Annotated in this window: 23 protein-coding genes; 22 read left to right on the top strand and 1 reads right to left on the bottom strand. The window is 41.6% G+C overall.

Going from position 1 to position 23062, the window contains the following annotated elements; translation table 11 throughout:
• Nucleotides 1–22 precede the first annotated feature (22 nt).
• From FYJ60_RS04860 to FYJ60_RS04890, 7 genes are all read left to right on the top strand, one after another.
• Entirely contained in the window at nt 23–238 is a 216-nt protein-coding gene (locus tag FYJ60_RS04860; protein ID WP_154457461.1) for a hypothetical protein, read from the top strand.
• Nucleotides 239–363: 125 nt separating this feature from the next.
• Complete coding sequence (locus FYJ60_RS04865; RefSeq protein ID WP_154457462.1) at nt 364–684, top strand: helix-turn-helix domain-containing protein; 321 nt, start codon at nt 364–366, stop codon at nt 682–684.
• Nucleotides 685–743: 59 nt separating this feature from the next.
• Nucleotides 744–1217, top strand: a complete 474-nt coding sequence (locus FYJ60_RS04870) for a chemotaxis protein CheY (RefSeq protein ID WP_154457463.1) — start codon at nt 744–746, stop codon at nt 1215–1217.
• Nucleotides 1218–1507: 290 nt separating this feature from the next.
• Nucleotides 1508–3286, top strand: coding sequence for a type I restriction-modification system subunit M (locus FYJ60_RS04875; protein ID WP_154457464.1), 1779 nt, complete (start codon nt 1508–1510; stop codon nt 3284–3286).
• A gap of 2 nt (nt 3287–3288) precedes the next feature.
• Nucleotides 3289–4578 carry a restriction endonuclease subunit S gene (locus FYJ60_RS04880; protein WP_154457465.1) on the top strand — a complete coding sequence of 430 codons (1290 nt, stop codon included), beginning with the start codon at nt 3289–3291 and terminating at the stop codon, nt 4576–4578.
• 3 nt (nt 4579–4581) lie between these two features.
• Nucleotides 4582–7611, top strand: coding sequence for a type I restriction endonuclease subunit R (locus FYJ60_RS04885; RefSeq protein ID WP_154457466.1), 3030 nt, complete (start codon nt 4582–4584; stop codon nt 7609–7611).
• Nucleotides 7612–8414: 803 nt separating this feature from the next.
• Nucleotides 8415–8603 carry a hypothetical protein gene (locus tag FYJ60_RS04890; protein ID WP_154457468.1) on the top strand — a complete coding sequence of 63 codons (189 nt, stop codon included), beginning with the start codon at nt 8415–8417 and terminating at the stop codon, nt 8601–8603.
• 424 nt (nt 8604–9027) lie between these two features.
• On the opposite strand, the gene FYJ60_RS04895 is transcribed toward FYJ60_RS04890, so the two are convergent.
• On the bottom strand, nt 9028–9825 hold the full coding sequence (locus FYJ60_RS04895; RefSeq protein ID WP_154457470.1) for a helix-turn-helix domain-containing protein: 798 nt from the start codon (nt 9823–9825) through the stop codon (nt 9028–9030).
• 236 nt (nt 9826–10061) lie between these two features.
• Between FYJ60_RS04895 and FYJ60_RS04900 the strand changes: the two genes are divergently transcribed.
• The 15 genes from FYJ60_RS04900 to FYJ60_RS04970 all read left to right on the top strand — a co-directional run bounded on the left by FYJ60_RS04900 (nt 10062) and on the right by FYJ60_RS04970 (nt 23011).
• A complete protein-coding gene (locus tag FYJ60_RS04900) occupies nt 10062–11165 on the top strand; it encodes a tyrosine-type recombinase/integrase (protein ID WP_154457472.1) in 1104 nt (367 codons plus the stop codon).
• Between the two features lie 15 nt (nt 11166–11180).
• Entirely contained in the window at nt 11181–12911 is a 1731-nt protein-coding gene (locus FYJ60_RS04905) for a tyrosine-type recombinase/integrase (RefSeq protein WP_154457473.1), read from the top strand.
• Nucleotides 12898–14406, top strand: a complete 1509-nt coding sequence (locus FYJ60_RS04910) for a tyrosine-type recombinase/integrase (RefSeq protein WP_235903322.1) — start codon at nt 12898–12900, stop codon at nt 14404–14406. Before FYJ60_RS04905 ends, FYJ60_RS04910 begins: the two co-directional genes overlap by 14 nt.
• Nucleotides 14390–14797: a DUF6262 family protein gene (locus FYJ60_RS04915; protein ID WP_154457475.1), complete on the top strand. Its 408-nt coding sequence runs from the start codon at nt 14390–14392 to the stop codon at nt 14795–14797. Before FYJ60_RS04910 ends, FYJ60_RS04915 begins: the two co-directional genes overlap by 17 nt.
• Nucleotides 14798–14817: 20 nt before the next feature.
• Complete coding sequence (locus FYJ60_RS04920) at nt 14818–15198, top strand: TnpV protein (RefSeq protein WP_154457477.1); 381 nt, start codon at nt 14818–14820, stop codon at nt 15196–15198.
• 154 nt (nt 15199–15352) lie between these two features.
• Entirely contained in the window at nt 15353–15649 is a 297-nt protein-coding gene (locus tag FYJ60_RS04925; RefSeq protein WP_154457479.1) for a hypothetical protein, read from the top strand.
• A 148-nt stretch (nt 15650–15797) separates the two neighbouring features.
• Entirely contained in the window at nt 15798–16163 is a 366-nt protein-coding gene (locus tag FYJ60_RS04930) for an ATPase, T2SS/T4P/T4SS family (protein WP_154457481.1), read from the top strand.
• The gene (locus tag FYJ60_RS04935; protein ID WP_154457483.1) at nt 16054–16890 is read left to right on the top strand and encodes a type II secretion system F family protein; all 837 of its coding nucleotides are present in this window, start codon (nt 16054–16056) and stop codon (nt 16888–16890) included. The genes FYJ60_RS04930 and FYJ60_RS04935 overlap by 110 nt, the downstream gene beginning before the upstream one ends.
• Before the next feature lie 14 nt (nt 16891–16904).
• A complete protein-coding gene (locus tag FYJ60_RS04940; protein WP_154457485.1) occupies nt 16905–18161 on the top strand; it encodes a type II secretion system F family protein in 1257 nt (418 codons plus the stop codon).
• 43 nt (nt 18162–18204) lie between these two features.
• Complete coding sequence (locus FYJ60_RS04945) at nt 18205–18372, top strand: Flp1 family type IVb pilin (RefSeq protein WP_154457487.1); 168 nt, start codon at nt 18205–18207, stop codon at nt 18370–18372.
• A 26-nt stretch (nt 18373–18398) separates the two neighbouring features.
• Nucleotides 18399–19880 (top strand): DUF5702 domain-containing protein, encoded by a 1482-nt coding sequence (locus FYJ60_RS04950; protein WP_154457489.1) that lies wholly within the window; start codon nt 18399–18401, stop codon nt 19878–19880.
• Nucleotides 19877–20659, top strand: a complete 783-nt coding sequence (locus FYJ60_RS04955; RefSeq protein ID WP_154457490.1) for a TadE/TadG family type IV pilus assembly protein — start codon at nt 19877–19879, stop codon at nt 20657–20659. Before FYJ60_RS04950 ends, FYJ60_RS04955 begins: the two co-directional genes overlap by 4 nt.
• Entirely contained in the window at nt 20656–21108 is a 453-nt protein-coding gene (locus FYJ60_RS04960; RefSeq protein WP_154457492.1) for a prepilin peptidase, read from the top strand. The genes FYJ60_RS04955 and FYJ60_RS04960 overlap by 4 nt, the downstream gene beginning before the upstream one ends.
• A 39-nt stretch (nt 21109–21147) precedes the next feature.
• Nucleotides 21148–21642 (top strand): hypothetical protein, encoded by a 495-nt coding sequence (locus FYJ60_RS04965; protein ID WP_154457493.1) that lies wholly within the window; start codon nt 21148–21150, stop codon nt 21640–21642.
• Entirely contained in the window at nt 21599–23011 is a 1413-nt protein-coding gene (locus FYJ60_RS04970; RefSeq protein ID WP_154457495.1) for a DUF6382 domain-containing protein, read from the top strand. The genes FYJ60_RS04965 and FYJ60_RS04970 overlap by 44 nt, the downstream gene beginning before the upstream one ends.
• Nucleotides 23012–23062: the final 51 nt, after the last annotated feature.

A 23062-nucleotide genomic window follows, 5' to 3' on the forward strand; every position in this document is an offset into this window, starting at 1 on the left:
ATTATGTCTGGGAGGAAAATACATGGCAGATAATGAGGAAATCAAAGCACTGGAGAGATTAGAGGAAAAAGGAAGAATACTGCGGGAGTACAAAGGAAAGTTCCGGCAGATGTGCCAAGAAAATAAAATGATAAAAGGTTCGACAGTGATGGAACTATATGATAAAATTGAAGAGGTACAAAGAGAATATGAGCGCTTAGACAGTAGATTGACAGCAATGGAGTACGATATCATATAGTGCTATTTTTTTTGGACAAATACTTCTGTTTCCCTTAGTAAATGCTTGCAAGATACATCTCTAATATTTTTGCCGATTTGTAGGTACAATGAAGGTAACTACTATCGGAAGAGAGGTGTATTTACTTGCGTACAGAGGATTATATTGCAGACAATATTGTAGCTTTGTGCAAAAAACGTGATATGAGTAAATATCGGCTGTCACAGCTGACAGGTATATCTCAATCTTCGATTGGAAAAATCATTGCTAAAGAAAGTCTACCAACAATGCCTACTGTGGAAAAAATATGTGACGCACTGGGAGTAACAATGGCTCAGTTCTTTGCGGGAAAAGATGTTCCGGTAAATTTATCTGAGTCACAACAAGAGGTCTTAAAGATTTGGGACGGTCTTGATGAAAAAGAACAAGCGGTAGTAATGGCTATGCTCCGAGGACTTCAGAAATAAAGGAAACAGTTGTAACGAAAATGTTGACTGTTTCTTTTTTTTATGGGTAGGTGGAGAATATGTTGATTGAAAAGAGATTTTTTGATATTGCAAAACGTGAAGATGAAGAAATAAAAAGGGAGCTGGAAGCAGAAAAAGCAAAAATGACAGAAGAAGAAAAATTGGAAGAAAAAAACCGGCATGAAGCAGAGGTAAAGGAACTTATTCGCAAAGCGGAAGCACGTATGAAAAAACATAAGAAAATCCCTGATTCTAAGAAAATTGTTGAGTTTACACTTTTGCAAAAGGCTGCATTGGAGATTGCAGAACACATGGGTATGAATATAAAAACTGAACAAAAAAAGGATGATCTATGGGGCACTATCGAACTTGCCTTTGATAAAATGTGGTTTTTGGATTCTACTCCACCTGAATGGGTTGATGTATGGAATTCTTTATTGACAGAAGCGCACAGTGTATATATTGAAATTAAGGATAATATGATCGTTTATCAATATTCCTATGATTTATCCAAAGAAGTGATTGTTGAATAATGATAAGAGGATAAAACCGGAATGATAATAATCATATAGCAGATGCAGTTTTATTCGTATTTTCGCCAACACGATTTTATTGCTTCGTGGTATACTGTAACTATAATATTTTGGGTAAATATTTGAGAAAGAAGATATGTTCAGGATCGAATAAATAATAGAGAACAGATGAGAATTTCGCACAGTTCTGAATGATTATCTGATTCCGGATGAGTTTGAAAAAATAGCGGGTCTGAATTTAGAACGTATGTTGTGTAAATCAGTATACGCTTATGATTATGGAGGAAAAAATGAATAGTAATGATTTAATTACAAACGTTAGTAAAAATTCCAATGATACAGCGGCCTTGATATGGTCTGTAGCTGATGATCTTGTAGGGGCATATAAACCACATGAATATGGTTTGGTTATCCTACCTATGACAGTAATTAAACGCTTCCACGATTGTCTGTTGCCTACACATCAGGCAGTTTTGGATACATACAAAAAAGTTGAAAAACTGGCTGTAAAAGATGGTTTTTTAAAGAAAGCTTCAGGTTACCAGTTTTATAACACCAGTCCGTTTACATTTAAGACACTGCTTGCCGATCCTGAAAATATTGTCGATAACTTTAAGGCATATTTGAATGGATTCTCTGATAACGTACAGGATATTCTTGCACGTATGGATTTTGATTCTCAGATTAAGCATATGTCAGAAGCAGGTCTTTTATATCAGGTGATCTCTGATTTTTGTACTGATCGTGGCGATTTCTCTCCTGAGAAGATCAGTGCTGTAGACATGGGTTATGTGTTTGAGAATTTAGTCCGTAGATTTTCTGAGTCATATAATGAAGAAGCCGGAGCTCATTTCACAAGTCGTGATATTATCTATCTGATGAGTGATCTTCTTGTGGCTGGAGATGACTATGCTTTTACAGGTGATGGTATATCCAAAACAGTTTATGATATGACAATGGGGACGTCACAGATGCTTACCTGTATGGAAGAACGATTGAAACAGATGGATGCGGATGCTGATGTTACTGTATTTGGTCAGGAATTTAATCCGTTTACATTTGGTATTGCAAAAGCGGATATGCTTATTCGTGGTGGTGACCCCAATAATATGCAGTTTGGTGATACTTTATCTGATGATAAATTCAGTGGGTATAAGTTCGATTATATTATCAGCAATCCACCTTTTGGAATTCCTTGGAAACGTGAAGAAAAAGAAGTTGAAGCGGAGTTTAAGAAAGGTACAGCAGGGAGATTCGCACCTGGATTACCGGCAAAAGGTGATGGACAGCTTCTGTTCATGTTGAATGGACTTGCTAAATTAAAAGATGATGGACAGATGGCAATAATCCAGAATGGTTCTTCGTTATTCAATGGTGATGCTGGTTCTGGTCCTTCTGAAATCCGTAGATATTTGATAGAAAATGACTGGCTTGATGCTATTGTGCAGTTGCCAAACAATGCTTTTTATAATACAGGTATTGCTACTTATATCTGGCTTGTTATGAAAAATAAACCTGTAACACATCAGGGGAAGGTTCAGTTGATCGATGCATCAAATTGTGCATCTAGCAGACGTAAGAATATTGGTTTAAAGAATGTTGATATTACAAAAGCTTGTCGTGATCTGATTGTTAAAGCGTATGGTGCTTATGTGGATGAAACTTACAAAGGGATTGAAGAAAATGGTAATGCAATCATTGTAAAGAGTAAGGTTATGGATTCTGTTGACCTTGGATATAACAAAATTGTAGTGGAAACACCTCAGTTCGATGAAAATGGAAACGTTATGATGAAGAAAAATAAGCTGATGGTAGATACATCTAAGCGTGACACGGAGAATGTACCATTGGCAGAAGATATTGATGCTTATTTTGAACGTGAGGTTATTCCATATAATCCACATGCTTGGGTTGATAAGTCCAAGACGAAAGTTGGATATGAAATTCCGTTCACCAGAACATTCTATGAATATAAGAAGATTGAACCGTCAGGTGTGATTGCTGCACGTATCGAAGAACATGAAAAGGGCTTGATGGCAAAATTGCATGAATTGTTCGGGGGTGAATAATTGTGAAAACAGTAATTAATCCTGAAAAAGAAATGAAAGATACAGGTATTGAATGGGTTGGTCTTATTCCGAAGAATTGGTATATCAGGCCTCTGTATGCATGTTTAGATGAAATAAATCAAAAAAACAGTCCGATTGTAACAATGAATATTCTTTCTTTGACAAATACCGATGGTGTTATTCCATATTCTGAAAGAGGGAATCAAGGTAATAAGTCAAAAGAGAATTTAGAAGATTATAAAGTTGTATATCCCAATACTATTGTTGCTAATAGTATGAATATTTTGATTGGCTCTGTTGGTTTATCCAAATATGAAGGGTGTGTTAGTCCTGTATATTATGTTTATTCAGCAAAATCGCAGATTGATATTCGTTATATGAATTATTTGTTTCAAACGGAACCATTTCAGAAAAGATTACGTCAGTTTGCAAATGGCATTTTGGAGATTCGTTTGCGTGTATCATCGCATGATATACTTCATCAGAAAGTAGCTGTACCAGATTATGATGAACAGCAAGTTATTGCTGATTATTTGGATGAAACCTGTTCCCAAATTAATGAAATTATTGAAGAAGTAAAGGCAAGTATAGATGAATATAAGGAATTGAAACAGGCTGTGATTTTTGAAGCAGTGACTAAGGGGCTTGATAAAAATGTAGAAATGAAAGAAAGTACTATTGAAAATTTAGAATCCATTCCTTCAAATTGGGAAATTCGTCGAATTGCAACTCTTTATGAGGAAAGTAAAGAGACTGGACGTGAAGATTTGCCAATTCTTATGGTTTCTATTAATACTGGAATTTCTGAAGGTGAAGTCGGTGATGATGATCGCATAAGGAAAGTTGTAAGAAGTGAGGATAAATCAGTATATAAAGTTGTTCATCGCAATGATCTTGCTTATAATATGATGAGAGCATGGCAAGGCGGATTTGGAGCTGCACAGGTTGAAGGTTTAGTTAGTCCAGCGTATGTTGTTGCAAGACCAAAGTGTGAACTGGATTCTAGATATGTTGAAGCTTTACTTAGGACACCAATATTTACAGAGAAAATTCGTGGTCTATCTTATGGTGTTGCAGATTTTCGCCTTCGATTATATTGGACTTATTTTAAAAATTTGAGAATATGTTTTCCTCCACTTGAAGAACAGAGACAAATTGCAGATTTCATAACTGCAGAAAGTAAAAAGCTTGATGCATTGATTCATGAAAAACTTGAGTTGGTTGTAGAACTGGAAGCATACAAAAAGTCACTGATTTATGAAGTTGTGACAGGAAAAAGAAGGGTGGTATAACCTATGGCTGAAAATGAAAAACAGTTTGAATCGAATATTGAAGCCTTTCTTGTCTCATCCGCTGGTGGGTATGAAAAGGCAACAGATGCCGGATATGCTTCTTCTCTTGGTATGGCGTTGGATATTAATACATTGGTTGGGTTTGTGAAAGCAACTCAGCCAATTATGTGGCAGCGTTTTGAGAAACAATGTAATTCTGACCCATACAAGAAGTTTTATAAATGTTTTGAAGATGCTGTGCAGATGGATGGATTGCTGTCTGTGTTGCGTCATGGCTTCAAGCATCGTGGAATGGATTTTAGGGTTTGCTATTTTAAACCGGAATCCACACTGAATGATGTTGCTGTGAAAAGATATTCCCAAAATGTATGCCAGTGTATCAGGCAGTGGCATTATTCGGAACAGAATAATAATTCTGTAGATATGATGCTTGCAATCAATGGAATTCCTGTGGTTGCAATTGAATTAAAGAATCAGCTTACAGGGCAGAATGTAGATAATGCAAAATTGCAGTGGCAGTATAATCGTGATCAAAGAAAACCTGCTTTTTGGCTGAATCATCGTATCCTTGCATATTTTGCAGTAGACCTTTATGAAGCATGGATGACAACGGAATTGAAAGGTGCTGATACCTATTTCTTGCCGTTCAATCAGGGCTCTAATGGTGCCGGTAATGATGGTGGTGCGGGTAACCCACAGGCAAAAGATGATGATTATGTAACATCTTATATTTGGGAGAATGTATTACAGAAAGACAGTTTGTTGGATATCATTCAGAAATTCATTAGTTTTGAAGTTAAAACCGAAAAGAAAGATGGAAAAAATGTTACAAAGAAACGTTTAATTTTTCCGAGATTTCATCAGTTGGATGTGGTTCGCAAACTAGTTGCTGATGTACGAGAAAACGGGTCGGGACATAATTATCTGATTCAGCATTCCGCTGGTTCTGGGAAATCCAACTCTATTGCTTGGACTGCATACCGGCTGGCATCTCTTCATAATGATGCAAATGAGCCAATTTTCACATCTGTAGTAATCGTGACAGACAGAAGAAATCTGGATGCACAACTACAGGAGACAATTACGGGATTTGATCATACTCTTGGTAGTGTATGTGCTATTGATGAAAAGAAATCTTCTAAAGATTTACGGGATGCATTGAATGCTGGAAAGCGTGTTATCGTTACGACATTACAGAAATTTCCGGTGATTTATGAAGAAGTTGATGATACAACGGATAAGCGTTTTGCAATTATTGTTGATGAAGCACATTCATCTCAGACCGGTACATCTGCATTGAAACTTAAGACAGCACTTGCTGATGTATCCGATGCCCTGAAAGAATATGCTGAACTGGAAGGAAAAGCTGAAGAAGAACTTTTGGATGATAATGAACGTTTGGTAAAAGAAATGATTTCTCATGGAAAACATAAGAATCTATCTTTCTTTGCATTTACAGCTACACCGAAGGGGCAAACTTTAGAGATGTTTGGTACAGAATGGAACGATGGTTCATTTCATCCATATCATGTGTATTCCATGCGCCAAGCGATAGAAGAAGGTTTTATACTGGACGTTCTTCAGAACTATACCACCTATAAGACTTGTTATCAGATTGCAAAGAACACAAAAGATAATCCCGATGTTCCGCAGTCAAAAGCATTAAAGGTAATTAAACAATATGAAGAGTTACATCCATATAACATTCAGCAGAAGGCAGCAATTATTGTTGAGACTTTCCGTAACGTGACGAAGCAGAAGATTAAGGGTAAAGGAAAGATGATGGTTGTAACATCATCGAGATTAGCTGCTGTTCGCTATTATCATGAAATAAAGAGATATCTAGAAGCAAACGGATATAACGATGTGGAAATCTTGGCTGCATTTTCTGGATCAATCAAAGATCCAGATGATCAAACCGAAAAAGAATGGACAGAAAGTAGCTTAAATGGAGTGAGCGAAGCTCAGACAAAACAGGTGTTCCATGATGACGGGAATATCCTAATAGTTGCGGAGAAATACCAGACTGGCTTTGATGAGCCATTGCTCCATACGATGATTGTAGATAAAAAATTGCGAAATGTAAAAGCTGTTCAGACACTGAGCAGACTTAATCGTACTCATCCAGATAAACAGGACACCTTTATCATTGATTTTGTAAATACTAAAGATGATATCTTAAAGGCATTCCAGCCATTTTATCAGGAAACTTCTCTGTCTCAGGAAATCAATACGGATTTGATTTATAAGACTCAAAAGATGCTACGAGGATTCAAAGTATATGATGATACAGATATTGAAAAGGTAAATAAGATTTATTTCGATGAGGATAAACGTAAGGCAAATAAAACGCAGGCTGCTATTACTAATGCCTTGTTGCCTATTCAGCAGAAATACAATTCTTTAAATCAAGAACAAAGATATCAGTTTCGTAAAACATGTAGATCGTTTGTAAAGTGGTATGGATATATTACTCAGATCACACGTATGTTTGATAAACCGTTACATAATGAATATATTTTCTGTTCTTACTTGGCAAAGATAGTTCCTGCGGATCCGACGATACCATTTGTTCTTGGTGATAGAGTAAGGCTTGAATATTATAATCTTGAGAAAACATATGAAGGCTCTATTGAGCTTATGAAAGAAGAAAAAGGTGTTTATGATCCGGCAAAATTGAAGAAACCAGTAAAAATGGTGGAAACTCTTAGCCCTTTGGAACAGGTAATAGAGAAAATCAATGAGCAATATATGGGAGCATTTACCGAAGGTGACAGGGTTGTGATTACAGCCTTACATCAGAAATTGAAGAATAATAAAAAACTGATGAAATCGGCTCAGACTGATGGTAGACAGATTTTTGAGAATAATATCTTCCCACAGTTATTCGATGATGCTGCTCAGGAAGCATACATTGAAAGCACAGAGACATATACAAAGCTGTTTGAGGATGCTGGAAAATATCGTGCAATCATGAGTGCACTTGCGCATGCGCTGTTCGATGAATTACAGCAGGGAAAGTTGCAGGAATAGTTTGGAAATTGCTCATAAGACGGTCTGGAAATATCTGAAGAATGTAGTGACAGGCAAGAATTTAATTTTAGTATCGAATAACATTCTTAAAATCAGATAAAATAAAAATTCCTTAAAAAATCAAAACGAAGGATGTCAACAAATAAACGTTGATGTCCTTTTTTGATTTTGGAGGAATGAAAAAAATATGAAAAATAGTATAAGTACAAAAAGTGGTATGAACAAAAAATATAAAAATTTGAATCATGAGACAAGTGTGATTTTTTCATTTTTTGTATTTTTTAATTTTGGGTAGGGAACCAAAATTGGCAATTTTGCGGAAGTGTATACACACTTCCTGTCCTTGCTGTTTTTTAATCACATAGTGATTTCACAGGGATATCGGGCTGTTTAGCCTATTTTATCTCCCTGTGTTGTGACCGAAGAAATTCGGGGAACCAAGTGCATATTTATGCTGAATGTGAGGAACTGGGGAGTACAATCCTCAGCAAGATTCCAACATCCGGAATATGCCATATTGCTAAAATAGCGATATGGTATTACCGGGGTGGATCTTGCTCTAGTGCGTACTGAGACCTCGGCATAAATAGAAAAAATGGGTATGGGGAATCCCCAGCAAGATGAAAACCTGATGAGAGAACATTTGGCTGAAAGACAATATTGTTTAACACAGGTGGATCTTGCTCTGGGGTAATTGAGAAACTTATGAGAAATATTATATAGGGGTATTTGCTATGTTCTCAAAAAATGGAAATAGTGGTAAGATGAATTGGGAAAATCGGTAGTTGTAAGGAGAAAAAGATATGTGTTTAGATGATAAAATAATTCTTGATATACAACGAATTGCTTCTTTACTTAACACTAACAAATTATCGTTTGATGAATACGTTGCTCATGGTGGAAAATTTGAAAAACAAATAATTGAAAATGAATATAGTAGTTTTGGTAATTATTGTGAATTAGCTGGAATAAAAAGATATATTCAAGAATAAATTTAAAATTCCTGTTTGTCGGAGCAAATATAATGAATAGAAGTGCCCATTACATTTTTTGTGATGGGTATTTTTTGTGAAATTCACTTTTATTCATTTTTGAATAAAAGAATTTTGAATCAGCAGCCGGTAGAAGCAGATGGTTATAAAAAGCTTTTGACAACTATGAGTGCAAAAACAGAAAGCTGCGAAAATTTATTTTGAGCTAATAGCAAAATTTAATGTTTTGTGATATCGAGGGTATGGGGAATCGTAATCTCCATCAAGTTCGTCAGAGAATCAAAATCCAGAAACTGGGTTTTGAGTTACTCTAGGCGATACTTGCTTTAAAAAATGATTTGCCATAATGAGCTAGAATATTAGAGGAGGAACTGTAAAAAAAGAGAGAGCCATAAGCAACTCTCTCTGTGATAAAAACAAAAAGTTATAGTATCAGTGGTTCAGTAAGATTACAAAAATCTTTAACAGGAATATTTTCTTTAAATGGTAAAACTGTTTCTAAAAAGGTTTCGTCTGCAAATCTTTCCAGTTCAGAATCAAAATGTATAATTGAAGCTATTGTATTTAATTGGTATGGAGGAATTGTAACAAAATAATCATAATCTTCGTAAGAAGGAGTGGCGCAAGAAACTTTGATTTTTCCGTCCAATTTCAATTTTGCAAATTCTCCATAAATGGCAGTTAAGGCTTTTTTCCTTTCTTCATCAGAAGTAATTCTATCAACATATCGGATATACCAATAATCTATATTCCCATCTTTTAGCTCAATTAAATAATCGTACGAGTTGGGCGTTCCGGATTTTATTGTCCATTCGATTTTATGCAGACTTGTCATCATGGAAAGACCACGCATTAAAGTGGAAAAAAACTTTTCATGTATCTGAACAGTAGAGAGATCCGGAGAAAATCCATTGTCAGCAATTATCTTCTTTCGTTCCTGTATTTTCCGAGGTGAATATCCAGTAGCATCATATAATTCATTGATAAGTTCTGGATCATCAATGGCTTTTGCAATTTTATCAATAGTGCTTTTATATGGTCGCCCTGATCGGGTGCCATTGAGCATTCGAGAAATAGTCGCATTGTTTATGCCGGTTTGTTCAGATAATTCTTTTTGTGTTTTTGTGTGTAAAATTGTTTGAAGTATATTGATGAATCGTTCCTGATCGTAAACGCTGTCGGGATCTATTAATGTACTTGGATTTGATAAAAATTCGTTCATTCCAATCTCCTTTTGACTTCTTTGACTTTTTTGAGTTGACTTCTTAACCTTTATCTTATCAATTATGTTCCGAAAAATCAATTTTAAATATAAAGAAATCAAAGAAATCATTATTTTTAACTTGAAGAAGTCAAAGATGTCAAATACGCAATTGACATTTTGACTTCTTTGTGTATAATGTAAGATGAAAGAAGTCAAAGAAGTCAAAGAAGTCAAAAAGAAAGGAGGGCTGTGGATTGAAATATAGGGTTGTTTCAGTTTTGAAAGATAATAGACCACGATTTTTGATTATTTCGGATGTAGAAGAAATGGCAATCCTTCCATCAAAGTATTTGAAGCATCTGGATCAGATTAATGCTTCTCCGAATACTGTAAAATCCACAGCCTTCGCACTTTCATATTATTACAATTTTCTGCAGGAACAAACGATAGGATTGGATGAGGTTACATTGCTGTCCTATTCAGAGCAGAATAAACATTTTATTGATTTCTTGTATTGGGTTAAGGATGGAAAACATACGGAACACAATACACAGACGAGCAATAAGACCTGCAATATGTATCTTGGTGCAGTCTTCAGATACTACCAGTTCTTGGCACTGGAAGATGTTTTGCCAATGCTTAAAGTCTTACGGGTAAAAAAAGTATCGTATTTTGACAGCATGGGAGTAAATCATCAAAATGCAGTGAATTCGTTTAAAGGTTTCCTTAGAGAAGAAGAACCTAATCTGGAAGAAATAACATCCGAAGAAATACAGGCGTTGATAAATGCCTGTACGAATGACAGAGACCGATTACTGATAGCAATGATGGCAGAAACCGGTCTTAGATTAGGAGAAATTCTGGGAATCCATTATACCGAAGATATTGATTTTGAAAGAAGGACGGTTCGGGTAAGATATCGTGAAACCAATACCAACTTGGCAAGGGCAAAAAATGCAGAATATAGAATAGCATTGTTAAGTAATACAACTTTTGAGTTTTTGGTTAAGTACATTTCTGAAAACCGGAAAAGTCTGATGGATTCGGAGTATCTATTCACAAAATTAACTGGAAAAAACAAAGGGGAGCCATTAGATGCGGATTCTGTGTATAGCATGTTGAAAAGGCTATCCAAAAAAACGGATATCAATTCCCATCCGCATCAGCTTCGACATTATTTTGCAGAGGAAAGAAGAAAAGAAGGATGGGATTTGAATGACATTCGTTTTGCCCTGGGTCATAAGAAAGTTGAAACTACCATTAAATATTTGGGTGAGAATAATGAACGATTGATAGAAGCGACAGATCAATATTACTCAAATAATGAAGATTTATATCAAATTGCAGATTTTCTGTAAAAGGAAGGGATTACCTTGGCAGTATTAAAAATTGTTCCGAAGTTATATCAGGAAAAAATATCTGAGAAATTAACGGAAGAGATATCTTTAGTTACGAATGGAGAAGCAAAATACTATAACCGGTTATACAAATTTTTTCAGCATACAGATATACAGTGTACGGCTGATATTAACTATGACACGAGAAAAATGTATATGGATTCTCTTGAGAACGAGGATATTTCAGAAAAGTATAGAGCGGAATTACTGAGCTTATTTGATCGCCTAAAAATTGAAAATATGCCGGATGTCTATTCACAAGGCAATCCCTTCTCTGTTGAACAGGAGTTTTTTAAGCAAGATAAATTGTTTTTGCTGTATGTACCCAATAAGAAGAAAGCGCAATCCTTCCGTCAGGTGGTTGATAAAAATGATTTGTTATGGGACTTAACGGGAATACGTTCATCACAGTTGGTGCGACAGACAAAAATATTGCTGTGTGAAATTCTGAATATGGATATGGTACAAAGACACCGAAGATATTTTTTAGAACCATTAAAAGCACTTATAGGGTTTTGCGATAAGTACGGAATAGATGATATTGAAAAAATGGAACAGGCAGATGAAAACAGATTTTATCTGTATTTGAACAGGGAGTCGGAAATTATAAAAAAACAGGCTTCTAAGATTGTTGAGTTTGCGAGAAGAACGTTATTTCTAACAGATACAGAGACAAATTGGCAGGCGTGTATCTGGTATATGGATAGGTTTCAGTTTGATAAATCAAGAATCAATGCCAGTTCACCTGTTAAAAGCCTTTCATTTGTTAATATTCATGAAAAAGAAAATCGTTGGTATTTACAATTATACGCAAAATATTTGGTCGGAATATCTGATCTGTCCTTATCAAATATCCGAAATAAAATAAGTTTTATTTCACAATTTCTACAATATCTGGACGGACGGAGTAAGAAAGTAACAGAACTGGATATGCAAGATATAGTGGATTATTTGTCTGTTTTGGATGAGTCCGATATTAAGTATTCCACTTTTAATCGATATGTTACGCATGTGCATACATTTCTACAGTTTTTGAAGATGAAAAATATTGAAGTGTTGAAGTTTTATCCGGAACGATTTTTGAAAAAAGGTTTTCCGGAACACAATGAAAGAAGTGTCCCAGAAAAAACAATTGCTCATCTGATTAAGGAGCTGCCGACATTCCCAGAGCATTTACAGTTGATGTATTTGATTTTGTTTTGTACAGGAATTAGGAAAAGCGAGGTTTGCACAATAAAATCGGGAGCCTTTTATTCACAAGGCAATGAGAGTTGGATGCGTATATATCAAAGCAAAATGCGGAGAGAAAAAGTCATTCCGATTCCTAGTATATTAGTAGAACTGGTGAATGATTATGAAAAAAAGCACGGAATAAAAAATGGTGAGTATTTATTCAAAAATAAAAATGGTGGTGCATTTAGTGGACAGACTTTTTCAAATCAGATGATTCGGGAGTGTAAGGTTCGTGGGATTGACTGCGGAGATTATATTTTTAGAGCACACGATTACAGACATAACCTTGCGACTTCAATGTACGGAAATGGAGTTTCTATACAAGGGGTACGAGATTATCTGGGGCATTCAAGTGAGAATATGACTAAACAGTACATTGATTTCATGCCGGAACGTATTGTATCGGCTGAAGATAAATATTTTTCAAAAAATCAGTCATTTAAATTGAAAGGAGTAGAAGATGATGAAAGGTAATATTAATGTGATTTCTTATGACTGTTATCAACAAGCTACAGAAAAACAGTTGGCAGGGCTGAAATGGAAGGAAAACAGGGTGTACTACATATCAGAGATTCATAATGAAAAGATACAGGATGAGATTTATGGGTATATCGATGATAGATGCAGACGTTTATCCTTATCAACAGTAGTAAATGATATTTACAGATTTGATTTGTTGAAAGAATTTCTGAATGAGAAGTGTACAAGTTGTAGTAGCATCACTGATAAAAAATGGGAAGAACTGGAGAGAAGCTATAAAGCATTTTTATATAAAAAAGGATTGGCGCTGTATGTTAGAAGAAATAGACCGGATAGGCAAAGCGTTGGGCAACAAAGTAGCGCTCAGGTTTCTTTTCTGAAAATGTATTATGAGTATGTTGTGAAGTGTAAAACAGCAGATATTCCAGAAAATGAAAAGGATGTATGGGATATGAGAAAGTTGGATATTGTGCCAAGGAGTAATCCGATTCGTGGTAGATATAGATTAGATTTTCGTGAGATCAGGCAGAAAGAATTTAAGGAGATAATAAAGAAAATATTGTATAGTCACTGCCAGACAAAAGCAATGGGGAGTATAAAAGGTGAATTGCGTGGATTTCGTCGGTTCGCTGGCTTCATGCATGATCGGTTCCCAGAAGTAAGGCATTTCACAGAAATTAGCAGGGATATGATAGAAGATTATCTAGTTTATATAAAAACGGATACCGGTCTTACATCGGTCAGTTATACGACAGAACTGTCGGTTTTGGATAATCTGCTGGATGAAATTGGGCGGGAACTGGAAATAGAAAATTTATGCAACCTTTTTCTGTCGAGTGATTGCAGAGCATATGACAATGCTTTACCTGAAGCGTATTCGGATGCAGAAATCAGGAGATTTAATAGTGCATTAACAAAATTAAAGCCCCAGTTAGGAAGATGTTTAATAATACATCAGATGCTCGGTACAAGAATTGAGGATACGTTGACATTGCGTAGGGATTGCTTATCTGAAAAATCTGGACATTATTTTATAACTATTGTCCAGCAGAAAACAAGGAAATACAAAAGACCGGTCAGCGACCAGCTGGCAGAATTGATTAGAAAAGCAATAGAGGTTTCCGAAAAGGATCATCCAGATTCGGAATATATTTTTCTGCAAGATAATGGAAAATTATATACGGATTCGATGCTGAAATATCATGTAAGTATCATGATTTATGAAAATGATATCAGGGATGATAATGGAAATTATTTTGAATTTCGTACACATCGTTTTAGACATACATTTGGAGTGAAACTTACAGAAATGAAATTAGATGATGATAGCATTGCAAGGCTGCTAGGGCATAAGGATACACGAACCATACCACACTATAGGCGGTTAAGAAACGAAGCATTGGCGGAGGATACAAAGGTTGTACGGGATGAAATGAATGAATTATTAGCACAATACAGGAGGGAAAAGGAAAATGCAGAAACACGATAAAATGGTAGCATTGGCAAAAGAAAAAAGTGCGGAAATGACGGAAACGGCAATAACAGCTATTGAAACAATGTATAGAAAAAATGTGAAAATTTCTGTTGCTGAACTTACAAAACTAACAGGACTTTCCAGAGGTTTTTTCTATAATAATCCGAATGTGAAACAAGTAATGATGGAATTGAAGGAAAAGCAACAGGGAAAGGTATTGCGAAATCCTAAAAGCGATGCTATTGCAAAAGCACAGGAAGCACGGATTAAGAGTTTAGAACATAAATTATCTGATAGTGTTCCGAAAAGCGATTATGAAAATCTTCAGAAAAAATATGAAGAATTACAAGAGAAATATAGTCAAATGAAAAAAGGAACACTGTTGAAGATGTACGACCAATTATAGGAAGAAAAGGAGAATATTTTATGCAGAACGAAATTTATGATAAGAAAAATGGAATTACTTATATGTTATGTGGCGATTATTATTTACCGGAATTGACACTGGCAGATACCGAACCAACTTATGGGAAATATGGGATGCTTCGTAAAAGCTATTTACAGGAACACAGAAAGGCAAAATATCAAATATTATTGCTGCAAGGAAAACTTGTAGAGCATTTGAATCAGATTGATATAGAAGCAAGGGATAGGGAAGAACGATTAGTAAAACAAATGATGGAGAAACAAGGAATTACAGAGAAATTAAAAAGGCAGGACAACATGGAATGGGCAAGGCGGATGAATACCATTTATCATGATGCAGAAGAGATGATTTTGGCGGAATTGATATACATGAAAGGATAATGCTCTGTATTGGACAGCAAGAATTTTGCAGTTCGGATAGCAAAAAAGTGGAAGTCCGGAACGCAAGAATTTTGCAGTCCGGATAGCAAAAAAGTGGAAGTCCGGATGGCAAGATTCTTGCTGTCCGGAACGATAAAAAAGTGAGGGATAAAAAATGTTTGTTAAGTACATAATTAAGGTGTTTTTATATTTGGTTCTTGCAGTAATGACATTGATTCACTGGTTTTTAAAAATTCCGATGATGTTGGGAAATATTTTGCTTTATTTTTTATCAATTATTTTTATTCTGACAGGTGTTTTGAGTTATGGATTTGCATTGGAATCTGCAAGGGAATGTGGTCGAATGATAATGATCGGGATGGCATTTGGTGCAATACCAGACTTTGTCCCATTTTTGGGAAAAAGTTTAGAGATATTGGTTGAAAAAATGTTGAGTATGATAAATGAATGAGAAAGTCGATGTGAAAGAGGGCTGTGAAAGGCTCTCTTTTCTTTTTGTAGCTGTGAAATGGCAAGATAATAACGTTATATACACTGTATATTATGTACAGATATTGTATTTATGCATGATGGGAGAATAGGGAGTCCATATAAAGGCATTGAACACCGGGCACGAGGGGAGCCTGGGAACAGCCCATGCCAACAGCGCCGGGGATATGGTCGAGAGGCTTGTCTCCATGGTGATGATGAGCGGCATGGAGCTGCCGGTTCCGGTTATCCGCAGGCAGATTGCCGCGGGCGTAGAGATTCTGGTGCATCTGTCCAGGGACAGTACGGGAAAAAGAAAGGTGGAAGAAATTGCGGAAATTACAGGGATGGAAAACGGAGAGGTCTGCCTCCGGAAAATTTTCAGCCGTGACGGCAGGGGCTGTCTGGTCCGGCAGAACGGGCTTCTCCGGGAAGAAAAGCTCCGGCGCCTGCAGGAGCGGCGGGCATCCGGGAAAAACAGATTACAGAAACTATAAGCTGTCTGCCGCACAGTACTTCCGTTTTCTTCTGGAAGGCGCGCTGATCGGGGCAGGCGCAGTCTGGCTCTGCTATGAATCCGTTCCCGCGCTGTCGGCGGCGGCGGCCTTTTCCGTATTTTACTGCCATTGCCGCCGAAGGCAGCTTGCCACGGAAAGAATCCGGCTTCTCAATCTTCATTTCAAGGACTTCCTCTGTTCCATCCACACTTCCATGGCGGCGGGCTATTCACTGGAAAATGCCGTCCGGGCCGCGGCGGCGGATATGCAGAAGCTCTATGGGCCGAAAGACATCATTTCCCAGGAGGCCGCGTGGATGGTCCGGCAGATGGAGCTGCAGCGGCCGGTAGAGAAGCTGTTTGCCGATCTGGGGGAGAGAAGCGGTGATGAAGATATACGGATGTTCGGGGAGATCCTGCTGATTGCCAAGCGGACAGGCGGAAATATGGAGAACATCCTGAATGCCACCCGAAGAAATCTTTGCGGCAGAATTGACACCAGAGAAGAAATAGAGACTGTCATCGCGTCCAGAAAGCTGGAGCAGAATATTATGAGCATCATGCCCGCTGGAGTGTTGTTCTATCTGAAGATCTCTTTCGGGGATTTTCTGGATCCCCTGTACGGGAACGCGGCCGGCGCAGCCGTGATGACGGTGTGTCTGCTGCTGTATCTGGCAGCTTTTGTTCTGGGGAGGCGGATGATCCGGAACGCCGTCAGCCGTATCTGACAGAAGGAGGGCCGATGAAAGCTGTTCTGCCTGTTCTGGTGCTTGTCCTGCTGACAGGACTGTACCGGAGAAAAAAGCTAAAAAAGAAATCTTTTTTCTTTTTTCTGTTCGCTCTTGCCGTAGTTTCTGCCGTTCTGGCCGCAGAACTGCATGAGGGAGATTCCAGAGAGGTGACCAGTCTGGAAAAAAACAGCCGGGATAACGGTCTGGAAGAGATACCGCTTCAGGTGGAGACCGAGGATGGAATCAGAGAGGAGGTGACAATCACAATTCCCGAATTTCGCTATTCGGAGCAGGAGGCGCAGGGACTCCTGGAGAAAAAGGCAGAAGAGCTGGATGCGGAAATTCTGGGAGAAAACAGGACGCTGACGCATATTGATCACAATCTTGACCTTCCGGTGTCTTTTCAGGATTCCGACATTACTGTTCAGTGGTCCTCCACAAAACCGGAATATCTCCGCTGGGACGGGACGCTTCTTTCCGGCATACCGGAAGAAGGCTGTCAGGCAGTGCTGCTGGCGGCCCTGTATCTGCAGGATCAGATGCTTGATTACCGCAGAACGATTGTGCTGTTTCCATCGGAAGAAAAAGGAGCCTTTGCCGGAGAGCTGCAGGCGGAGACGGAAAAGCTGAATGAGCCGTCTTCCGGAAACCGCTTCCTCCTTCCGGGAGAGTGGAAGGGAAGAAAACTGAAGTGGTTTCAAAAGAACGAACAGATTGGCAGCGGACTCTGCCTTCTGCTTCTGGCGGGAATCTTCTTCTGCGTTTCGTCGGACAGAAACAGGCGGGAGCATGCGGAGAAAAAAAGAAGGGAGCAGCTGGAGCTTGCATATCCGGAGCTGGTCAGCAAGATTCAGCTTATGACAGGGGCAGGCCTCAGTGTGCGGAATGTATTCGGCCGTCTGACAGAAGCATGCCGCAGGGAGCAGGAGGGAGGAAAAAAGGTCAATCCGGCTCTGGAGGAAGCTGCCCGGACCTGGCAGGAGATGGAGAACGGCATTCTGGAGCGGGATGCCTATGAGCACCTGGGAGAACGCTGCGGCCTGGCGGTGTACCGGGAGCTGGCCCTTCTTCTGGAACAGAACAGAAAAAGAGGGAACGCAAAGATGAATGAACTGCTGGAGCAGGAGGCTGGAAGGGCTTTTGAGACAAGAAAGCGTACCGCCAGGGCAGAGGGCGAAAAGGTGTCCGTGAGGCTGCTTCTTCCCATGGGGATGATGCTGGTTATCGTCATGGCGCTTATCCTGGTTCCCGCCTTTTGGTCCTTCTGATCCGGGAAACGCGCGTACAAGAGAATATTTTCAGGAGGAAAAAATGGAGGAAATCAAAGCATTTATCAGGGAAGAGGACGCGGTGTCTGTGGTAGAAATAATTCTGATCACCGTTGTTTTAATATCTTTAGTCATTATTTTCAAAAGCCAGCTGACCAGTCTTGTCACGAATATTCTGAATAAAATTACCAGTCAGAGTAACGGAATCTGAAGCCGCCGCTGCAGGGAGGGGAGCATATGCAGGGGAAAAAGGAAACTTATTGGCAGGGAAGTATAACCCTGTACCTCTGCCTGATTTTGCTGGTGATGCTCTCGCTGATTGCGGCGGCCCTGCATTCTGCCCGTCTGGCGGCGGGAAGGGCAGCGCTCGCGTGCGCGCAGGAGCAGGGACTGTACTCGATGTTCTCCCAGTATGACCGCACACTGTTCGACCGGTACGGACTTCTTTTTCTGGATGCCGGATACGGGGGAGAAAGCCTTCAGCTGGGAAGAGTTCTGAAGCAGACAGAGGAGGATGTTTCGATGGTGCTTGATCCGAAAAAAGAGAATGTTTCTCCGGGTGCTGTGGATCTTCTGCGCTTCGGACCCGTGGAAAGTGAACTCACCGGGTATGTGCTGGCCACAGACAATGGCGGGGCGGCTTTTCGCAGACAGGTGTGCGAGGCAATGCGCGACAGCCTGGGCAGTGCGCTTCTGGAAGCGGGGAAACAGAAGCTTCTGGAGGAGGGAAAAACCGAAGGCTCCCTGCAGCGGGAAGCCGGAAAGATCACGGAGGACAGGGCCGCGGAGCTTTATGCAGAGGATCATCCGGAAGGAGCAGCCCGCCAGGGAGAGGTCACGGTTCCGGAAGACTTTGTGAATCCCATTGAGACCATACGGGTTTTGAAAAAGAAAGGGATTCTGTCCCTGGCCGTTCCGGCAGGAAGGCAGCTGTCTTCCGGTTCCTTGAAACCGGAAGAACTGGTGAGCGGCAGAGCCCTGCAGACAGGGATGAATATGGTTCCCTCCGGATGGAGGGGAGGAGATGAAGAGTTTCTGATGCGGGAATTCCTGATGCGGAATTTCGGCTGTTTTACCCGCCAGCGTGGGTCAGCTTCGGCAGAATATCAGGCCGAGTACGTCCTTGCGGGAAAAACAACCGATGTGGAAAATTTGAAAGCAGCGTTGACAAAGCTGCAGAAGCTGCGGGAAAAGTCAAATCTGATCTATCTGGTCTCCAGCCCGGAGCGGCGGGCGGAAGCCGCGGAGATGGCGGCCGTCATCTCCGCATCCCTGGGAAACCCGGAGCTGGAGCCGGCCGTCTCCTTTGCCCTGAAAAAATGCTGGGCCTGGGGAGAATCTGTGCTGGATCTCCGGGAGCTGCTGGACGGAGGGAAAATTCCCATGGTAAAAACGGACAGTTCCTGGCAGCTTTCGCTGCATTCTCTCGCGGCTCTGCAGAGTGCGGCAGATACCGAGAGGCACAGCTCGGAGGGCGGACTCCGGTATGAGGAATACCTGCGGATCCTTCTGCTGAAAACAAAGGCGGATACGCTGGCGGCCCGTATGATGGATCTGACGGAGCTGACGGTACGGGAGAAGAATCCGGGAACTAAATTCTGTTTGGACTGCTGCCTGGACGCGGCCGATGTGAAGATCAAGACGGAAACAGGCGGCCGGGAGCTTAGTATTGACAGGTGCTACGGGTACGGGGAACAGAGAAAGGGGCTCTTTTATTGACAGCGGACAGAAAACGCAACCGAAAATCCAATATTCAAATCTCTCTTTCAGACACAGCCGAACCGGCAGTTTCTGCCCTTCCCCCCGGAGGAAAAAAAGTTCTGCCGCGCCGTAAAAGAGTCTCTTTCTTTGTTTCCCGCGGAAGTCTGACCGTAGAAGCGGCGCTTGCCGTTCCCCTGTTCTTTTTCTGTGTGATTGCCCTTGTCTGTCTGATGGAAATGTATGGCCTGTATGTCAGGAAACTGACAGTCCTCCAGCAGAGGGCGGAGAGCGCGGGGATATTCGCCGCCTCGGCAGGATCGGATTCTGTTTCTTTCATCGATCTCACAGAGGAGATTCCGTTTCAGGTGAAGGGAATCCCCCTGTTTCGGAAAACGGTGCGGATTGCTGTCCGTGCCAGAGTCCGCCCCTGGACAGGCCGGGACGCGGCAGATAACGGAGGAAAAGAAAAAAAAGAGGAGAGACTGGTCTATGTGACGGACTACCACAGTGTCTACCATACATCCTCCCGGTGCTCCCATCTGAATCTGCAGATAGAAGCGGTGTCATCCTCCCGGCTGTTTGGACGCAGAAACACCTATGGAGCAAGGTATCATGCGTGCGACAAATGTGTCGGCAGGGGAGGGAGAAATCATCTGGCCTATATTACTCCGGACGGAGACTGCTATCATAATTCGTCAGAGTGCAGCGGACTGAAAAGAACGACACATCTCGTGCCGGAATCGGAGGTAAAAGGAATGCGGGAGTGCAGCCGGTGCCAGGCCGCGGGTAACGGATGAGCGCGGCAGGCCTGTCTCCGGAACGGACAGTTGTTCTGGCTCTTCTCTGCCTGAATACGGTACAGGATCTGAGAAAACGGGAGATACTGGTGCTTCCGACGGCGGCTGCCGCAGCGGCAGGATTTCTCTGGATGCTTCTCCGGATGCGGCAGCCGGTTTGGCAGATTCTTGCCGGAGGAATCCCCGGCCTCGCCGTCATGCTGGCGGCTGCCCTTTCAGGAGGAGAAATCGGCGGAGGAGACGGCCTGGTTCTTCTGTCTGCTGGAATCTGGCTGGGTCTTCCTTCTGTGCTTCTTTTTCTGGCGGACGCGCTGCTTCCGGCCGCGGCATATGCGCTGACAGAGCGGATCAGGAGCAGGGACAGGAAAGTGTGGAGAAAGAGGATTCCGTTTCTTCCCTTTCTGCTGGCAGGGTGCCTGCTCTGGCTGCTGCTTCCGGGTATTCCGTAAATGAACAGAAAACTTCTGGGTATAAGCAGGGGTGAAAAAGTGAGAAGAATATTTTACAGAGACAAAAGCTTCTGGAAGAGAGGGACGCTGACGGTGGAAGCATCGGTGGTGGTGCCGGCAGTCTGTTTCATAACTGCGGCGCTTCTCATACTCCTGTTTTTCGAGCATAACCGCGTGTGGTATCTGTCTGCGTCTGCCGAAGCCGCTGTCTGCGCCAACGGGTATCAGGCGGAAGGCACTGCCTTGCCGGAGGATGCGGCCAGGCTTCTCGCGCAGACCAGGGTGAGAGAACAGGTTATGCCGGGGACGTGTCCTTCTTTCCGTATCAGCTGTGACAGCAGCGGATGTTCCGTATCCGTGGAAGGACAGCGTTTTCCGGTATTTGGAGACCGGTTTATCTGGGACGTGCAGATGAAAATCAGAAAAAGCAATCCGGTCAGGACGCTCAGAAAGATTCGTGGAGTCCGCGGCATTGCAGAGGAGCAGCCGTATGGAGGAAATACAAACAGAATTCCGCAGGGATCTTCATCATAATTACATGATTCTGTCCGGCGGAAGGAAGCTGGACAGAATGCATTACGAGATACGCATGATAGAACTGAACGATATCCCCGGCCTCCTGAAGAGCACCGTGCAGGAGATGGACGGCAGGACAATGTATTACTATGACATCACATCCCGACAGCCGCTTTCGCTCTATCTGGAAACACATCTGGCGGGCAGGACATTTCTCCGGCTTTTGTTCCGCTCGCTTCAGCAGGTTACCGAAAGGATGTCGGATTATCTGCTGGATCTCCATGGCCTGTATCTGCATCCGGAGAAAATATACCTGGATGCCTCCGGGGAGAGTATCTGGTTTTGTTTTTTTCCTCCGCTGGAGGAATCGTTTTCCGGGCAGATCAAAGAGCTGGGAGAGTATCTTCTTCCCCGGCTGGATCATCAGGATCCGGAAGGAGTGGTTTTGGGATACGCGTTTTACCAGAAAGTTTCTTCCATAGAAACGGTGCCGGCCGGGACATGGTTTGAAAGTATTCTGGATGATTCGGAAGAAGAAAGCCGGACGAACTCAGAGGAGGAATGGCACCGGACGGAAAGAAAGGATACGAAGTCCGGGCTGCAGGGAGAAGAGCCGCACAGCCCTGTACCCGGAGACAAAGACCTGTTAAGCGATTTTTTTCATCCGGAGACAGAACCGGAGAAACATTTTTTCCGGGAGGGCTGGAAAAACAAGATTCTCTGGCTTTTGCCGCCGCTGTCCGCGGCGGCAGCCGGAATGATCTGCTGGCGGTATCTGAACAGAATTCCGGAGGGAATCGCGGCGGGAGCCGGCGCTGCCTGCCTGTCCTGTCTTCTTCTTTACCGCCGGAAGAAGCAGGAAGAGGCGGAAGAAGAGCAAAGGGAACCGGAGGGCAGAGAGGCCGTTTTTCCCTTTCCGGCGTGCGGCGGACAGGACGAGGAAGAACAGGACAGCTCTTTTTTCCATAGTGAGGAGGACAGCAGGAAGGAGGGCAGTTACCGGCAGCCGGAGGAGCAGACTTATTCGGCACAGGAGGAAACAGTTTTCCTGGGACCTCTGCAGGTTCCGGACACAGAGCCGCCCATACGTGCCAGGCTGATTCCGGAACCAGAGGGCGCCGGGGAGGTGAAGGTGCTGACCGGAGACCTGTATCTTCTGGGGAAAAGTGAGGAAGCGTCAGATATCTGCATTCCTTCACCTGCGGTAAGCCGCCTTCAAGCGCGGCTGCTGTGGGACGGGAAAACCTATCGGATTCTGGATATGAACTCGCGAAACGGCACTTTTCGGAACGGGGCGCTTCTGGATCCCGGCATGGCTGTTCCTTTAAGAAGCGGCGATACCCTGCGGTTTGCGGACAGAAGCTTTCGGTATGAACAGTTAACTTGACTTTTCAACCCTGTTGCGTATACTGAATTCAGATTTGCGGCGCCTGAGAAT

It is taken from the genome of Bilifractor porci, from assembly GCF_009696005.1.
Taxonomy (GTDB): Bacteria; Bacillota; Clostridia; order Lachnospirales; family Lachnospiraceae; genus Bilifractor; species Bilifractor porci.

Excerpts from the sequence above, each read along its gene's own strand:
- FYJ60_RS04860 (WP_154457461.1), top strand. The coding sequence starts at position 23 with ATGGCAGATAATGAGGAAATCAAAGCACTGGAGAGATTAGAGGAAAAA.
- FYJ60_RS04870 (WP_154457463.1), top strand. The coding sequence starts at position 744 with ATGTTGATTGAAAAGAGATTTTTTGATATTGCAAAACGTGAAGATGAA.
- FYJ60_RS04875 (WP_154457464.1), top strand. The coding sequence starts at position 1,508 with ATGAATAGTAATGATTTAATTACAAACGTTAGTAAAAATTCCAATGAT.
- FYJ60_RS04885 (WP_154457466.1), top strand. The coding sequence starts at position 4,582 with ATGGCTGAAAATGAAAAACAGTTTGAATCGAATATTGAAGCCTTTCTT.
- FYJ60_RS04890 (WP_154457468.1), top strand. The coding sequence starts at position 8,415 with ATGTGTTTAGATGATAAAATAATTCTTGATATACAACGAATTGCTTCT.
- FYJ60_RS04895 (WP_154457470.1), bottom strand. The coding sequence starts at position 9,825 with ATGAACGAATTTTTATCAAATCCAAGTACATTAATAGATCCCGACAGC.
- FYJ60_RS04910 (WP_235903322.1), top strand. The coding sequence starts at position 12,898 with ATGATGAAAGGTAATATTAATGTGATTTCTTATGACTGTTATCAACAA.
- FYJ60_RS04915 (WP_154457475.1), top strand. The coding sequence starts at position 14,390 with ATGCAGAAACACGATAAAATGGTAGCATTGGCAAAAGAAAAAAGTGCG.
- FYJ60_RS04920 (WP_154457477.1), top strand. The coding sequence starts at position 14,818 with ATGCAGAACGAAATTTATGATAAGAAAAATGGAATTACTTATATGTTA.
- FYJ60_RS04925 (WP_154457479.1), top strand. The coding sequence starts at position 15,353 with ATGTTTGTTAAGTACATAATTAAGGTGTTTTTATATTTGGTTCTTGCA.
- FYJ60_RS04940 (WP_154457485.1), top strand. The coding sequence starts at position 16,905 with ATGAAAGCTGTTCTGCCTGTTCTGGTGCTTGTCCTGCTGACAGGACTG.
- FYJ60_RS04945 (WP_154457487.1), top strand. The coding sequence starts at position 18,205 with ATGGAGGAAATCAAAGCATTTATCAGGGAAGAGGACGCGGTGTCTGTG.
- FYJ60_RS04950 (WP_154457489.1), top strand. The coding sequence starts at position 18,399 with ATGCAGGGGAAAAAGGAAACTTATTGGCAGGGAAGTATAACCCTGTAC.
- FYJ60_RS04960 (WP_154457492.1), top strand. The coding sequence starts at position 20,656 with ATGAGCGCGGCAGGCCTGTCTCCGGAACGGACAGTTGTTCTGGCTCTT.
- FYJ60_RS04970 (WP_154457495.1), top strand. The coding sequence starts at position 21,599 with ATGGAGGAAATACAAACAGAATTCCGCAGGGATCTTCATCATAATTAC.